The organism is Paraflavitalea sp. (assembly GCF_059502485.1).
Genome location: NZ_JCACET010000008.1, coordinates 2991005 through 3006984 on the forward strand (window position 1 = coordinate 2991005; position 15980 = coordinate 3006984).

Annotated in this window: 10 protein-coding genes; 8 read left to right on the plus strand and 2 right to left on the minus strand. The window is 46.5% G+C overall.

The genetic code is table 11. The features are described 5' to 3' along the window. Genes AC5JBY_RS14565 through AC5JBY_RS14585 form a run of 5 tightly spaced genes read left to right on the plus strand, consistent with a single transcriptional unit; the run spans position 1 to position 9414 of the window. Positions 1 to 2532 carry a right-handed parallel beta-helix repeat-containing protein gene (locus AC5JBY_RS14565; protein ID WP_495905337.1) on the plus strand — a complete coding sequence of 844 codons (2532 nt, stop codon included), beginning with the start codon at positions 1 to 3 and terminating at the stop codon, positions 2530 to 2532. A 50-nt stretch (positions 2533 to 2582) separates the two neighbouring features. After that, a complete protein-coding gene (locus tag AC5JBY_RS14570) occupies positions 2583 to 3638 on the plus strand; it encodes a Gfo/Idh/MocA family protein (protein ID WP_495905338.1) in 1056 nt (351 codons plus the stop codon). 6 nt (positions 3639 to 3644) lie between these two features. Continuing rightward, entirely contained in the window at positions 3645 to 5225 is a 1581-nt protein-coding gene (locus tag AC5JBY_RS14575) for a sodium:solute symporter family transporter (RefSeq protein ID WP_495905339.1), read from the plus strand. Between the two features lie 12 nt (positions 5226 to 5237). Next, positions 5238 to 7400: an alpha-L-rhamnosidase-related protein gene (locus AC5JBY_RS14580; protein WP_495905340.1), complete on the plus strand. Its 2163-nt coding sequence runs from the start codon at positions 5238 to 5240 to the stop codon at positions 7398 to 7400. 1 nt (position 7401) lies between these two features. After that, the gene (locus AC5JBY_RS14585) at positions 7402 to 9414 is read left to right on the plus strand and encodes an aceric acid hydrolase (RefSeq protein ID WP_495905341.1); all 2013 of its coding nucleotides are present in this window, start codon (positions 7402 to 7404) and stop codon (positions 9412 to 9414) included. An 8-nt stretch (positions 9415 to 9422) separates the two neighbouring features. Here AC5JBY_RS14585 and AC5JBY_RS14590 read toward each other — a convergent pair whose 3' ends face one another. Together AC5JBY_RS14590 and AC5JBY_RS14595 are read right to left on the minus strand one after the other, a co-directional pair. Continuing rightward, entirely contained in the window at positions 9423 to 10460 is a 1038-nt protein-coding gene (locus AC5JBY_RS14590; protein WP_495905342.1) for a hypothetical protein, read from the minus strand. Positions 10461 to 10510: 50 nt separating this feature from the next. After that, positions 10511 to 11404: a tetratricopeptide repeat protein gene (locus AC5JBY_RS14595; RefSeq protein ID WP_495905343.1), complete on the minus strand. Its 894-nt coding sequence runs from the start codon at positions 11402 to 11404 to the stop codon at positions 10511 to 10513. A gap of 403 nt (positions 11405 to 11807) precedes the next feature. Here AC5JBY_RS14595 and AC5JBY_RS14600 point away from each other — a divergent pair, with 403 nt between their 5' ends. From AC5JBY_RS14600 to AC5JBY_RS14610, 3 genes are read left to right on the plus strand one after another with little or no spacing between them, the layout of a single operon-like run. Next, positions 11808 to 13424: a sensor histidine kinase gene (locus AC5JBY_RS14600; protein WP_495905344.1), complete on the plus strand. Its 1617-nt coding sequence runs from the start codon at positions 11808 to 11810 to the stop codon at positions 13422 to 13424. A 20-nt stretch (positions 13425 to 13444) separates the two neighbouring features. Continuing rightward, complete coding sequence (locus tag AC5JBY_RS14605; protein ID WP_495905345.1) at positions 13445 to 14800, plus strand: serine hydrolase; 1356 nt, start codon at positions 13445 to 13447, stop codon at positions 14798 to 14800. Between the two features lie 17 nt (positions 14801 to 14817). Continuing rightward, entirely contained in the window at positions 14818 to 15513 is a 696-nt protein-coding gene (locus AC5JBY_RS14610) for a LytR/AlgR family response regulator transcription factor (protein ID WP_495905346.1), read from the plus strand. Positions 15514 to 15980 lie beyond the last annotated feature (467 nt).

Below are 15980 nucleotides of genomic sequence, written 5' to 3' on the forward strand. Positions count from 1 at the left end.
ATGAGACGTATCAATATATTAGTATCCTTATTGTTTGTCGCTGTTGTTCCTCTTGTGGGTAGTGCACAATTGTGGGTTGCTACCAATGGAAAGGACAGCAACCCTGGTACGGAAGCGCGGCCTAAAGCTACATTGCAGGCAGCGGTGCGGCAGGCGCGTGAGCTGAGGCGGCTGCATGATCCTTCTATTGCCAACGGTGTTCATATTGTAGTGAAAGGTGGCGTGTACCAATTGCAGGAGCCGGTATTCATCAGGCCCGAAGATGCCGGTACAGCTGCCAGCCCTTTATTTATAGAAGCAGCAGCAGGTGAGCGGCCTGTATTAAGTGGCGGTATCGTGATTAACGGCTGGAAGAAAGCCAACGGGAATATTCCCGGCTTACCGGCGGCAGCGAAAGGTAAAGTGTGGGTGGCCGATGCGCCCATGCAAGGTGATGCCATCATGGATTTTCGGCAGCTGTATGTGAATGATGCAAAGGCTGTTCGTGCCCGCGACCGTGATGGTGATAGTATGAACCGCATACTTTCCTGGGATCATAAGAACGAGCAGTGCTGGATACCCACCCCAAAGACGCCTTCGCTGATCAATGCTGCCGGTCTTGAAATGCTAATCCATCAATGGTGGGCCATAGCTGTATTGCGCGTAAAGAAAATGGAAGTGATGGGTGATAGCACGCGCCTTAGTTTTTATCAGCCGGAGAGTCGCATACAAAGTGAGCATCCCTGGCCGGCGCCGTGGATCTCCAAACAAACCGGTAACTCTGCTTTTTATCTTTCCAATGCGTTGCAATTGCTCGATACGCCTGGAGAGTGGTTCCTCGATAAGCAACAACGTAAACTGTATTACTGGCCCTTGCCGGGAGAAGATATGAGTAATGTCCGTGTGGTAGCGCCTTATCTTGAAACTTTATTACGTATTGAAGGTACTGCTGATAATACCGTTTCACATGTACATGTAAAAGGTATTTCCTTTCAGCATAGCACCTGGCTGCGTCCTTCTCAGCAGGGGCATGTGCCGTTGCAAGCGGGCATGTATATGCTCGATGCTTATAAGCTGAAGATACCTGGTACGGCCGATAAGAAGGGATTGGAAAATCAGGCCTGGATAGGCCGGCAGCCAGCGGCGGTGCGACTGGCTTATGTAAACAACACTTCTTTTGAGGGTTGCTGTTTTACGCAACTGGGCGCTACCGGCATCGATTATATAAAGGGCTCCGATCGGGACAGCATTACCGGTTGCCTGTTTACTGATATCAGTGGTACAGCTATACAGGCAGGTACTTTTTCTGATGAACCCTTTGAAACACACCTGCCTTACAATCCGGCAGATGCATGGGAATTAAGCAGGAACCTTACTATTAGTAATAACCTGATCAGCGAGACTGCCAATGAAGACTGGGGATGCCCGGGCATTAGTGCCGGTTATGTGCAAGGGATCAGTATTCATCATAATGAACTGCGGGAGCTGCCTTATTCCGGTATTTGTGTAGGATGGGGATGGACGAAGACCGTCAATGCCATGCGCAACAACCGGGTCCACGCCAACTATATTCATCATTATGCCAAACACATGTATGATGTGGCAGGTGTTTATACCTTATCGGCGCAGCCGGGCTCGCAGATCACGGAGAATCGAATAGATAGTATCTACAAAGCACCTTATGCGCATATTCCCACACACTGGTTTTACCTGTATACTGATGAAGGCACTGCTTACTATACGGTAAAAGATAACTGGTGCCCCGGGGAGAAGTTCCTGCAAAATGCCAATGGTCCCAACAACGAATGGGTGAACAATGGTCCGAAAGTCAGTGATAGTATTAAGCAATCTGCCGGCTTGCAGCAGGCATACAAGCATTTGCTGCGTGAAGTTCCTGCTGTTCATAGTAAGCAACCCATCAATGAGGCGCCGGCTGTACAGCAGCAGGTGGCCATTGAACTTGTTGGTGATGCTGCACATGCTGTTAATGGTGACAAATTGAAAGACCTGCTTCGTCAGTACAATATACCCTCTAACATGCTGTACCAGTGGAAAAATCATTGGGTAGTGTTTGGGACGGTCAAACAACCCGGGCAGTTAAAGGACGCCTTCAAGCAGGCGTTTCCCGGCGTTACGGTGAAAACATACGATCAGCCTTTTTATGTGTTTGACCGAACGCAGTGTGCAGATGCGGTAACTGTGCCGGAATGGGATCATATATTACTGACGGCTAACCTGGTGGCGGATGAACAATTGCAGCAGGAGTACATGCAACTGCATGCCAATCAACGGCAGCAGTGGCCGGAAGTAGGCAAGGGGTTCTGTAATGCGCGGTTCCAACAACTGCTGGTGTTCAGGAATGGCCGTCAGCTGATACTGGTGATCAGCATTCCCAAAGGAGAAAGCCTTGATAAGCTTAACCCTAAAACAACGGAGAACAATCCCCGTGTGGATGCGTGGAATGCTTTGATGAAGAAATACCAGGAGGGCATTGAAGGCACGGAGAAAGGGGAGACGTGGGTGTTTTTGAAGCAGCTTACTAACACGAATTAAAGACGAATTACACGAATTAATACTCATTTATTGACCACTCATTATTCAATATGTTAAATCTCGGTATTCTCGGATTAGGAGAGGGGCGCAGCACGATGTCGGCCGCTTTGCAAAGCAAGAAATGGACATTGAAAACGATCTGTGATATGAAGGAAGAGCTGTGCCGTCAACGGAGTAAGGAGTTTGACTTTCACCATTATACCTTGCGTTATGAGGATATGCTCAATGACCCAAATATCGATGTGATCGCTATCTATACGCCCGATAAATTTCACGCAGAGCATATTAAACAGGCTTTGCTGCACGACAAGCATGTGGTATGCACCAAGCCGCTAATCGATGACCTGTCAAAGGCGCAGGAATTACTTGACCTGCAAAAAAAAACTGGTAAGCGGGTGTTTGTAGGACAAAGCTCCCGCTTCTTTGAGCCTATGAAACGTCAGCGGGCGGATTATGAAGCAGGGGCTATTGGCGAGCTCGTTACTGTGGAATCTTATTACCATGCTGATCATCGTTGGTTCCTTGGCAAAGGCTGGTCGCTGGAAAAGGCATTCAAATGGTTGTATGGCGGGTTGAGTCACCCGGTTGATTTCATCCGCTGGTACCTGCCAAACATAGAAGAAGTGATGGGATATGGAATGTTGAGCCCTAATGGGAAAGCAGGTGGATTGCAAAATGAAGATACTATGCACTTTATTTTCAAAGCTACAGACGGACGCATCGCGCGGGTGAGTGGCGTGTACAGCGGACCGGTGCAACCCGTAGATCGCGACAGTGAAATGAGCTGCATATTGCGTGGTACGGAAGGATGTAGCCAGGGTGATTACATGGACCTGCGTTATGCCATTACTGATAAGACGGGTGAGGAGAAGGTCGTTACCTGGGAGCATAAGCTGAAACATTATTTCCGGTTTGAAGGGAAGAGTCACCATGCCGGTGAATACCAGAATTACCTCGAATATTTTGCAGACTCTATCGAGCAGGGTTTTATTGCGTATCCCGACTTGCAGGAGGGAATCGGAACGATTGCCGTGTTGAAAGCTATGGAAGAGTCTTTGGCGACCGGGCTGCCTGTAAAAGTATCATCCATCTGGCCGAAAGCTTAACATGTAATGAATAACATTTTAGATAAACTACAGCCCATTGATTTTATTATTGTGGGAGCCTATTTGCTGATCCTGCTGTTCATTGGGTACAAGGCCAGCTTTGGGAAGCGGAAAAAGGATGAAACGTTGTTCCTGGCTGGCAATTCGCTCGGCTGGGCCAGTATTGGTTTCAATATGTGGGGCACCAATGTAGGACCTTCTATGTTGCTGGCCTTTGCCAGTATTGGTTATAGTACCGGCATTGTGGCGGGCAACTTTGAATGGTATGCGTTTGTGTTCCTGTTCCTGCTGTGCATGGTATTTGCGCCGCGCTACCTCGTTGCCAAGGTTTCTACCATGCCCGAGTTTATGGGCAACCGCTATGGTGATTCGACACGCAATATGCTGGCCTGGTATGCCCTGATCAAAATATTGATCTCCTGGTTGTCGCTGGGTTTGTTTGCCGGTGGTTTTCTCGTAAGGCAGATATTGAATATCCCCATGTGGCAATCGGTGATCGTACTCGTATTGTTTGCCGGACTTTTTGCCTTTGCCGGCGGATTGAAGGCTATTGCCAAAGTGAATGTGTTCCAGATGATACTGCTCATTGTGGTATCGCTGTTGCTTACCATTATTGGGGTACAGAAAGTAGGGGGTATCGAGGCGTTGTTTCATAAAGCGCCGCCTGATTACTGGAACCTGATCCATCCGGCCAGTGATAAGAGCTATCCATGGCCCGCTATCTTACTCGGTTACCCTGTAGCAGCCGTGGCGTTCTTTTGTACGGATCAGGCTATGGTACAATCTGTATTGGGCGCCCGCAACCTGGAGCAAGGACAGCTCGGTGTAAACTTTATCGGCTGGTTGAAGATATTGTCGTTGCCTTTGTTTATTGTGCCGGGTATCCTGTGCTATGAATTGTTCCCCAACCTGAAGGATTCCAATGAAGCGTATATGACCATGGTGACGAACCTGTTTCCGCCGGGGTTGAATGGATTGGTCATTGTTGTATTGATCGCTGTATTGGTAGGCACTATTGGCTCTTCTCTCAACTCGTTGAGCACTGTGTTTACCATGGATATTTACCGCAAAAGGGTTAACCCGGCTGCTACCAACCAACAGCTTATCCGGGTGGGCAGGATGACCGTAGCGGGTGGATGTCTATTCGCGATTGTAATGGCGCTGGCCATTGATAATATTAAAGGGTTAAACTTGTTTGATGTCTTCCAGTCGGTACTGGGCTTTATTGCGCCACCATTATCGGTGGTGTTCCTGTTGTCGGTGTTTTGGAAGCGCACGACTCGCCTGGCGGTAAATATTATTTTATCTGTGGGTTCTGCTTTTAGCCTGGGTATTGGAGTGTTGTACCTGTGGGTGCTTACACCTGATAAGTATCACTTCTGGCCTCACTACCTGTTGCTGTCGTTTTACATCTTCGCTGTGCTGTTTATTGCCGCTGTATCGATCTCTCTGCTCGACAGGCAACCGGTTACCAATGTGCATGTGGAAGGTGAGTTGCCAAAACCAACCCGGCGGGTGTGGACTTTGTGGATCTCACTGATCATTATTATGATCAGTTTGTATATTTTCTTTAATGGTCATCATTAATCAATTGCCTGTATGAGAAATAAAATTCTGTCAGTACTGTTTGTTCTGTGTTTTAGCGGAGTTTCATTTGCCCAGCAAGCTACGTGGATATGGTATCCGGGCGATTATGAAATATGGCTGAGCAATAAGATGCAGAACCGCCGTACAGAGAAGGGTGCTTTCTTTCCTCCTTTCTGGCGTATGGATGCGCATTATGTATTGATGGACTTTCATAAGGTATTTGAATTGAGTGCTCCCGAAGAAATAACCATTTATGCGGAGGGAAGCTACAATGTGAAGCTGGATTCGAAGATGCTGCTCGGTACGCCGGCTACGATTACCATACCGGCCGGAAAGCACAAGATCAATATCAAAGTGCATAACCAGGAGAAAGTGCCTGCCATCTTTGTGAAGGGGCGAAGTATCGTATCGGATGCTTCCTGGCTGGTGACGTATGAGGATAAAGAGTGGATCGATGAAACCGGTAAGGTGAGTGATCAGAGTGGTACTACCTGGCTGAATGCCGGTAGCTGGAATTTCAATGACCCGCAAACCAAACCTTCCGACTTTACATTGAACCGTAGTTTGCAACAGCCTGTTGCTGCTGAAAGAAAAGGTAATAGCCTACTCGTAGATTTCGGGAAAGAGACTTTTGGCTTTATACAATTGAATGGTGTAACCGGCAAGGGTGGCGTGACCATTTATTATGGAGAGTCAAAAGAAGAGGCAATGTCGCCCGAAGGTTGTGAGACGCTGGATAAGTTTGATGTCAATAGTTCTTCGAAGGGGATTGCAGTTACCCCACTTTCTAAAGCATTCCGATATGCAAATATTCAATGTGCGCAGGGGGTGAACATCGATTCTGTGTCGATGTGGTATGAATACCTGCCTGTGCAGGAGCGGGGAGGATTCCGTTGCTCGGATGAGCAGCTGAATAAGATATATGATGTAGCGAAATACACTTTGCATCTCAATACCCGGGAGTTCTTCATCGATGGTATCAAACGTGACCGCTGGATATGGAGCGGGGATGCGTACCAGAGCTACCTGATGAACTATTATCTCTACTTTGATGAGTCGGCTGTACGCAGGACTTTGTATGCGCTGCGTGGTAAAGACCCTATCAGCAGTCATATCAATACCATCATGGATTATACTTTTTACTGGTTTCTCGGTATCTACGATTACTATACTTACACCGGTGATAAGGCTTTCCTGCAACAACTGTATCCCCGTATGCAAAGTCTGATGGAGTATTGTCTGAACCGCCGCAATAAAGACGGGTTGATGGAAGGACTGGCCGGTGACTGGGTGTTCATCGACTGGGCTGATGGCCTTAGTAAGAAAGGAGAGGTGAGTTTTGAGCAAATGTTGCTGTGCCGTGGGCTGGAAACAATGGCACTGTGCGCTTCTCTGGCCAATGATTCGGCGGGCGCCAACCGGTACCAACAACTGGCTGCCGATCTAAAGCAAAAGTTGTTTGCGTTATACTGGAATGAATCTAAGCAGGCATTGGTGCATAGCCGGGTGAATGGTGTGCCCACTGACAATGTAACGCGGTACGCCAATATGTTTGGCATCTTCTTCAACTATTTTAATGAGCAACAAAAGCAGGGAGTGAAGAAGAACGTGTTACTGAATGACAATATTCAAAAGATCACCACGCCTTATATGCGTTTTTATGAACTGGAGGCTTTATGTGCTATGGGTGAGCAGCAGTATGTGTTAAAGGAAATGAAGGATTATTGGGGTGGTATGCTCAACCTGGGGGCTACTTCTTTCTGGGAAGAATACAATCCTGCGAGGAAGGGTGTGGAGCATTATGCCATGTATGGTAGGCCATTCGGAAAAAGTCTTTGTCATGCCTGGGGCGCCAGTCCATTGTACTTGTTGGGGCGCTACTACCTCGGCGTGCAGCCTACTGCTCCCGGATATAAAACTTATACGATTACGCCGGCGTTGGGCGGCCTGCAGTGGATGGAGGGTAAGGTGCCTGTGCCGGGTGGAGAAGTGGCTGTTTATTGCAGTACTACGCAGATCAAAGTGAAAGGAGCGGCGGGTGTTGGTACGTTGCGTTTTAGTAGTAAAACAAAGCCAGTGTGTAAAACAGCCAATATTGTGTCAGCGGGTAATGGACAATATGAAATGCCAGTACAGGCGGGAGCTGAATATGTAGTCACTTATAAAGCGTTTTAGCATGATCAAATACATCGTTGTTGTTGGGGTTTCCCTAATGACTTGTGTTTCGTTGCAGGCGCAATCAAAAGCGCTGGTGAATACCAGTGGCAGCAGGTATGCAAAGTTGTATGCGCCGGGATTGGGGGAGGTGCGGTGGACTACAGGATTCTGGGCAGAGCGGTTTGCGGTGTGCCGTGATTCCATGGTGCCGCATTTGTGGGATACTTATATGGATGCAGGAGTTAGTCATGCTTTTAAGAACTTTGAAATAGCAGCAGGACTGGATACCGGTTCGCACAAAGGGCCTTCCTTCCATGACGGCGATTTTTATAAGACGCTGGAAGCTGTGGCGGCCATGTATGCCGTGACCAAAGATCCGAAGCTGGATGTGATGATGGATAAAGCGATTGCTGTGATCGCTAAAGGGCAGCGTGATGATGGGTATATCTATACCAAGTCTGTGATCGGGCAAAAGCGGACCGGCGAGCGTAAGCAATTTGATGATCGTCTTAGTTTTGAGGCTTACAATATTGGACACCTGATGACGGCTGCCTGTGTGCATTACCGGGCTACCGGGAAAACTTCTTTACTGGATGTAGCGAAGAAGGCGGGTGATTTCCTGATCGGGTTTTATACCCGCGCTACGCCGGAGCAGGCGCGAAATGCCATTTGCCCTTCGCATTATATGGGTATTATAGAATTGTATCGTACCACGCATGAGACGAAGTACCTGTCGCTGGCTCAAAAGCTCATCAATATACGAGGGCTTACGGAAGGGACGGATGATAATTCGGACCGGACGGCTTTCCGCAATATGCAAAAGGTAGTGGGACATGCTGTGCGGGCCAACTACCTGTTTGCCGGTGTGGCAGATGTGTATGCCGAAAACGGTGACACTACTTTGTTGCCTGCTTTGTACCGCATGTGGGATAATGTCGTCAATCATAAAATGTATGTGACCGGTGGTTGTGGATCGCTGTATGACGGGGTGTCGGTGGATGGCACTTCTTATACGCCTGACACCGTGCAGAAGGTGCACCAGGCTTATGGGAAGGATTACCAATTGCCCAACCTGAGCGCGCACAATGAAACCTGTGCCAATATCGGGAACGTGTTGTGGAACTGGCGCATGCTGCAATTGACCGGTGAAGGGAAGTATGCTGATATCGTAGAGCTGGCTTTGTACAATAGTGTTTTATCGGGTGTCAGCATGGATGGTAATAAATTCTTTTATACCAATCCGCTGGCGCTATCGAAGGATTATCCTTATCACTTGCGGTGGATGGGAGGACGGGAGTCTTATATCGCTTTGTCCAATTGTTGCCCGCCCAATACGGTACGTACCATGGCAGAGGTGAGTAATTATGTGTATAGCCTGGCTGATTCTTTTGTGCAGGTGAATTTATATGGGGGCAGCGAACTGACTACTACCCTTAGGAATGGGCGCACCATTAAACTGAAGCAGGAAACTGATTATCCCTGGAATGGAAAGATAAAGATTACCATGGAGGGATTGCCTCCTATGGATTTTGCCATGCGGGTGCGCATTCCGGGTTGGTGTAAGCAATTCGGTGTGCGTGCGAATGGCACCGGGCAATATGTGCCGGATAATGGTTATGCTGTTATTCAACGCAAGTGGAAAGGAAGCGGTGATGAGATCATCCTTGACCTGAATATGCCAGCCACTCTTTTGGAGACGCACCCTTTGGTAGAGGAGACGCGCAACCAGGTAGCGGTAAAGCGCGGGCCAGTAGTGTACTGTCTTGAATCTGCAGACCTACCTGCGGGTGAAAAGGTGTTTGATATCGCCCTGCCTGCCAATATAAAGCTGAAACCACAGCCTATGCGCGTGGATAATGGAAATATTATGGCGCTGGAAGGAACGGCGCGATTGCTGCAAAACAATACTACCAGTCTCTATCGGGAGATAAGCACCACAACAAAGCCGGTAGCCATAAAGCTGGTTCCCTATTATGCGTGGGCGAACAGGGGGTATGGTGATATGACTGTGTGGATGCCGGTGTTGAGGTAGGTCTTATTTTATCGTTCATTTAATAGCCTTTCCAGCATCATACAGAAAATGTCTGCGTTTTGTTTCATTTGTAATGTAGGACTTTTACCTGTTTCTTTATCGATTTCCACACCATCGCTATGGGGGGTGAGGTCAATTATTTTCCCCAGCTGTATGGTTGAGTTTTTCTTTGCACCTACAAAAATGATCCTTTTATTTGTGAGGTACAAAGTGCCTGTATCAATATGGGTCATCGTACTCTCGCTGTAGCTACTGGATGAATGGCTGCCTACACGGAGGTAGAATCCCTTGGCTACTTTGATGCGTGTTGAGTAGCTGCCACCTGTTCTTCTTCTTACGCTTCGTAGTTCATACCACTTTACATTGGATATCTTTATATGGCAAACTTCTGATTTTTGGATAGTAATGTCGGGTTGGATGGTTGGCAGGTCCAGGTTTTCCAAAGCCCAATAGAGTTTCAGTTTCCTCAATTGCTCTTTGGTCTTGTCGTTGAACTCTATTTGTACATTGAGGCTGTTTGAGATGGCGTCCAGCTCCCGTTCTTCAACGGGTGATAACCTTTGGTCTGAGACAATTTGAGCCACATAGTTCTCAATAAAACTGGTCCTTGTTTCAGCAGATATTTTTTCGGCAAGTGGCTTGGGAAGCCTTAAGGTTTTTTCAAGCTGATCGAGGAAGGCTTGTTCGCTTTGTGTGAGTCTGCCGTCTGCTACCGCTTCCTGAAAGGATTGCTTATATATTATCTCTCCCAACTTTGTGTGAAGCTTGTCTATGGTTTTATCGTCCAGGTTGAGTAGCTGTTTTAAATGGTTCAACTCTGCCAGTTCCTGTGTGTTCAGGATTTTATCTGCCAGGCAATGGTTGAGGTATACTGTGTAAAACTCTTCCATGTTTAACCTGAACTCTTTTACCAGGTTGATCTTGTATCTGTCTTCGATTGCTTCCACATCTTGTTTGGTAATCGATGTTACCGATTTTGTTGCTAACAGATTATTTAGTTCTATTACTGCATTTTCTTGCGGAAACTGCTTGAGCAACTTCTGCATAAAGCTGGTTTTTACCAACGTGGCGGACTTATATAGATGACTGTTCATTGTTATTCGTATTTTCTGTATTCTTCGTAAACGGGTTCGTTCCAGTTCTTTACTCCGCCATGGTGGGAGCAGGCGCCCCTGCCTGTAGCGTTGGATATAGAGCCGTCCCAACAACGGGTAACGGAATAGGCAACTCTTTTACGTAGCGGATTGATCTTTTCGTGAAGTTCATCAGCTTCTGCGTGCCCTGACTGGATCAATGGCTTCAGGATATTTACTGCTTCCTCAATCTCTCCCGTTTTGCTATAGCAAATTGCTTTGTTATATAGCAAATCCTTATTTGTTGGGTCTGATAATAACAGGTTTTCGATTTCGGGTAAGGCTGTTTGGTATTTTCCTGCTTTGACCAGGTCGATTGTTTCAACTGCTGCAATACTTGTCTTTTGCTTTTCAATCTGCTCTTTTTCAGTTGCTGACTGTGCAAAGGTTGCTGCAAATTGTAGTTGTTGATTAGCTTCTTCAATTTTATGTGCTTCCCTGAACTGATTGGATTGTCGTACATAGTGGTTCAGGCTATCTTTTCGCTGTTGCTCTTTCTGCTGAGCAGCGGCCTCCTGTTTTGCCTGGTTTTCTTCATTAAGCTTTTGTTGGGAAGCAACCTGTTGATCAATTTCTGAATAGTGATTTACCAAAGGGGCTGACGCTAAAAAAAGGACTGAAGCAGCAATTGTTTTTAATTTAGTCGTCAGGCGAAATCGCAGCATACGTTCTATCAGTCGCTGTCCCGGAGGGATCAAGATCAGACCTAATAAGGCCAGGAGTGCGAACAAGGGAAAGCGATTAATGAAAGCAAGAGCGCCAAGCAGGAAGAAAATGCCTGCTATCCACAGCACCAGATCTTTTAGCGGGGTTTTCTTTGTGGGCCTGTATATACTGCCTTTAAAATAGTTGGCCATTACTTTCGAACTACCGGGAATCAGGTTTGGGACATACCTCATTTTGCAATCGTTTTTTTGTTTAGGGTGCTGACATGGGTGTGCGACAGGCAGTGTTGCTGCGCAGTGATAGTGTAACTATTCGGTTGGGAAGAATCTGGCGTAGTACTATTACTGGTGTACTGGTCAGGTTTAGTGTAACAGGTGGGTAAATTAGAGATATAATCTGAATTAGCAAACCTGATCCTTATGATTAAAATCAACTTTTTGTATCAGATTAATTACGTGTGACAGTTAGGGATGGTATTGTGTATGGCATACGCTAATCACATGTCTGCAGTTTTCGCCCCATATTTCACTGGTTTCGTCACATTTGCCACATACGCCCTGATTTATGCGCTAATCTTGTTGAAAAGAACGAGATATGACAATTCAGACTTCAGCAATAGCCACAACGGCACCGGTTAAAGAGAATAAAGTCCGATGGAGGGCACATGAGTTGGTATTTGTTACCCTGTTTGCCGTGATCCGTATAGGGGCTTATATATGGGATAAGTTTAAACTGGATGAGCAACAGGTTGAATCTTACGCAAAGCTTTATAGTAATCCTGATCCTGACCTGCCATTTAATTATATTAGGTCAGTATTGCTGCCACAAATCAATTCGGTGTTGTTGCTGTATTTGTGCTATATCGGGATCAACAAAGGGGTGATTCCATTGGTGAGGAGGATATCTTTCCGGGATGAGACGGTTGTTATCATCCGCAAACTGGTACTGGCTGCGCTGGTGCTTTGTGGATTAAGCTGGTTCCTGGCGTTGGGCTTCAATACGGCTACTTATTATGGACGTCCCTGGGTTTATAGCTATAGGGGATTCCCGTTTTTATCATGGTTGGGTTATAACGATCATCCGATGCAAAATTTGTTGACTGGTTTCGACAGGGCTTTGTGGCTGCTGGGGATATTTAGTTTGATAACTGGTGTTCGGGAAGTGATCATTCAGTACATGGAAAGACGGACCGGCGTAAGAGCTTACCGTATCCTGGTGCTGAACCAATTCACCATGGCAGCTACCGTTTATTTTACTGTGCTGGCCGTTATTTTGATGTTTGATATTTTTTCCGGCGCCGTTTTCAGGATCATTTATGCAGGTTTTATTCCCGCCACTTTCCTGGTATTTATGGTCAACACGTATTGGATATTTCCTCAAAGGGAAAGCACGTCTAAGTTCAGTTTCAAGACGCTGGTCCAACTATTGGCGGCGACCTTTCTGTGTACGTTCATACCTTTTTTGTTTGATGGTTTTTCCAGTATGCCCTCCAGGACGTTTAATTTTTTAATGACCTGCTGGGGTATGCAACTGGTTGTAACTAACCCCATATCCTGGCTTGTCTATCAGCAGCGGCGGGACAGGATACTGCAGTTAAGGGGCATGGAGGCGGAGTTGAATAAATCCAAGGCCGACCTGCAGTTCCTTCGTTCTCAGATCAATCCTCACTTTTTATTTAATGCGCTGAATACTTTGTATGGAACAGCCTTACGTGAAAAGGCTGCTGATACAGCGACGGGTATTCAGCAACTGGGTGATATGATGCGTTTTATGCTGCATGAGAATCATCTTGATTTCATTCCTATGGATAAGGAGATTGAATACCTGCAGCACTATATATCGCTGCAAAAGTTGCGTATTCAGTATTCGCCGGAGATCGTCATCGAGGATACTATCCAGGAGGAATTGTGTAACCACCAGATTGCGCCAATGTTACTGATCCCTTTTGTGGAGAATGCTTTTAAGCATGGCATTAGTTTGCGGGAGCCATCGTGGATCAAGGTGTCGCTTGTGTGTGAGGAAAAACAACTTAAGTTTTCTGTGCGTAACAGTGTACACCCCCGCCCTGAAAATGATCCGGAGAAAGATCGGTCGGGCATCGGGCTGCAAAATGTGATCGAGCGCTTAAAGCTGGTATATCCCGGAAGGCATACCATCCATATTAATAATAGCGGGCAGGAGTTTGCCGTTGAGTTGTCTATTCTGTTTTAATCATCCTTTAAACATATTGTATGAAACTAACATTCGTCATATTGTGGGCGATTGGCATGTGTCAATTTGCCCTGGCGCAAGACAGTACGGTTCAAAAGCTGGAAGTGCTTATGAATGCTTATGGCAAGCTGGACAAATTCAGCGGATCGGTATTGGTGGCCAGGCAGGGTAAGATATTGTTGAAAGGCGGGTATGGTCTTAAGAATATCAAGGACAGTACTTTCAATGATGCGCATACTGTATTTCAGATCGCCTCTATTACCAAGACTTTCACTTCTGCTATGATCCTGAAGCTCGTGGAGCAAAAGAAACTGGCGTTGACCGATAGGGTAAGCAAATTCTATCCCGGTTACCCGCATGGGGATAGTATTACTATCGAGCATTTATTGACGCATACTTCCGGTATCTGGGATTATACGCGCGACGATGATTTCAGGAACAACAAACAGATCAATGGATCTGTACATGTAGAAGAGTTGATCAAATTCTTTAAAGATAAGCCGCTTGATTTTGCGCCGGGGACTGCGTGGGCTTACAGCAATTCCGGGTATTACCTGTTGGGCTATATTATCCAAAAATTGACTGGCATGCCTTATGAAAAAGCGGTGCGGCAATATATTTTCAATCCGTTGAGGATGTCTCATAGCGGATTTGATTTTAAACATCTTGCCAGTGTGGATAAGGCGATAGGATATTATGCCGATTCCACAGAAAAGCCCATAAAGCCGACACCTATTGTCGATTCTGCGAGTCCTTATGCGGCGGGGTCTATTTACTCAACTGTCGAGGACTTGTATAAATGGCATCGTGGGTTGCAGGGGTATTCAATTGTTCGCCGGCAGTTGTTGCAGCAGGCGTATACTCCTTATAAGAATAAATATGGGTATGGCTGGATCATCGATTCTCTGAATGGCAAGCTGATGGTTTCGCATAGTGGTGGTATATTTGGTTTCAGAACAGATTTTGCGCGTATACCGGAGGATGATGTATGTGTTATCTTGCTGAGCAATACCGAGATCCCGGGAATCAGCAATATTACGCGACGGATATTGGCCGTGTTGTATGGACAGCCTTATTCCATACCTGTTGAATTGAAGGCTGTGACGGTAAAGGAGGAAATTCTTAAAAGGTATGAGGGTACGTATAAGATCGAAGTGAATGGTGCGCTGATAGATGTAGTGCTGGAGAATGGCCGGTTGATGGCGAGGCCGCATAAAGGGCCGCCTTCGGAACTGCTGGCGCTGGACGAGTCGCATTTCTTTTTGAGTAATGAACATGAGTTCCGGATATATTTCGAATCGGATGAAACGGGGAAGGTGGTGCGGATGATGGTGAATCCCAATGGTGATCCCAAGCTTGCCCCGAAGATCAAATAATTGTTTGGTAATCGTATATGCTTAAAGCAATCGTAATCGATGATGAGCCTGTGGCGCTGGAAGTGGTGAAAAACCTTTCGGAGCGGGTTCCTTTTATTGACCTTGTACACTGTTTTACCAATGCTTTTGAAGCGCTGGATTACCTGCGCAAGGAAAAGGTAGACCTGCTATTCCTGGATATCAAGATGCCAGATATTTCGGGTATCGATTTCCTGAAATCGCTTCCTGACCCGCCGATGGTTATTTTTACTACTGCCTATAGTGAGCACGCGGTGCAGAGTTTTGAGCTGGATGCTATCGATTATTTGCTTAAGCCTTTCTCGCAGGCCCGCTTTTTAAAGGCTTGTAATAAGGCGGCGCAGCAGTTTGAGTTACGTCAACATGTGAGCCCTGGTGCGCCTGCCACCGCATCGCTTTTCATTAAAAGTGGGTATGAGCAGGTGAGGGTAGAGCCGGACGATATTTTATATGTGGAGAGCAATGGGAATTATGTTCAGTTTGTGCTGGAGGGACAGAAGATACTTTCCCGGCTGACTATGACGGAAGCAGAAAATTTGTTACCAGCCGCAGCTTTTGTGCGCATTCATCGTTCTTATATTGTGGGTAAGAAGCACGTGAGCAGGATGGATAAGAATAATGTGTGGGTAAAGAAAACGGAGTTGCCTATCGGGGCGGGGTATGCCGGGGTGGTTGAGAAGGGGTTGAAAAGTTAATAAGTTGACAGGTTGATAAGGGGAAAGCTTACTTTTTTGTTTTTTATTTTCTGCTATATGTTGATTTATAGTTTATTATACAGATTCTGCAAAGTACTCAAGTGGACATTTCCGCGTCCAGCCTGCATTTGAGGGTTGTTGTCTTGCTATTATCTTGCTATTGTCTTGCCTTTACCTTGCTTTCGTCTTGCTTTCAGATAACTTTTGGTTGCCTTGATCCTCTAAGTATCTGGTTAGGATCCCGGGCGGAGGGCAACAGGTCCCGGAGGCCCGGGAGAGAAATAGTCAAATGTTCCATCATCTTGCCCGGATTTGCCATTTACCCGGGGCTTTCAACCTTGTAATTTTAGTCTTTAATCTGATTATAATCTGTTCCGGGACTATGCCCGAGAACATTTAAGAGTTTCATATAGCAAAAAGCAAGCAAATTGGGGTAACGGTTCTCCGTTGGCCCCCTTTTTTTTAGG

Excerpts from the sequence above, each read along its gene's own strand:
- AC5JBY_RS14575 (WP_495905339.1), top strand. The coding sequence starts at position 3,645 with ATGAATAACATTTTAGATAAACTACAGCCCATTGATTTTATTATTGTG.
- AC5JBY_RS14610 (WP_495905346.1), top strand. The coding sequence starts at position 14,818 with ATGCTTAAAGCAATCGTAATCGATGATGAGCCTGTGGCGCTGGAAGTG.
- AC5JBY_RS14565 (WP_495905337.1), top strand. The coding sequence starts at position 1 with ATGAGACGTATCAATATATTAGTATCCTTATTGTTTGTCGCTGTTGTT.
- AC5JBY_RS14585 (WP_495905341.1), top strand. The coding sequence starts at position 7,402 with ATGATCAAATACATCGTTGTTGTTGGGGTTTCCCTAATGACTTGTGTT.
- AC5JBY_RS14580 (WP_495905340.1), top strand. The coding sequence starts at position 5,238 with ATGAGAAATAAAATTCTGTCAGTACTGTTTGTTCTGTGTTTTAGCGGA.
- AC5JBY_RS14570 (WP_495905338.1), top strand. The coding sequence starts at position 2,583 with ATGTTAAATCTCGGTATTCTCGGATTAGGAGAGGGGCGCAGCACGATG.
- AC5JBY_RS14605 (WP_495905345.1), top strand. The coding sequence starts at position 13,445 with ATGAAACTAACATTCGTCATATTGTGGGCGATTGGCATGTGTCAATTT.
- AC5JBY_RS14595 (WP_495905343.1), bottom strand. The coding sequence starts at position 11,404 with ATGGCCAACTATTTTAAAGGCAGTATATACAGGCCCACAAAGAAAACC.
- AC5JBY_RS14590 (WP_495905342.1), bottom strand. The coding sequence starts at position 10,460 with ATGCAGAAGTTGCTCAAGCAGTTTCCGCAAGAAAATGCAGTAATAGAA.
- AC5JBY_RS14600 (WP_495905344.1), top strand. The coding sequence starts at position 11,808 with ATGACAATTCAGACTTCAGCAATAGCCACAACGGCACCGGTTAAAGAG.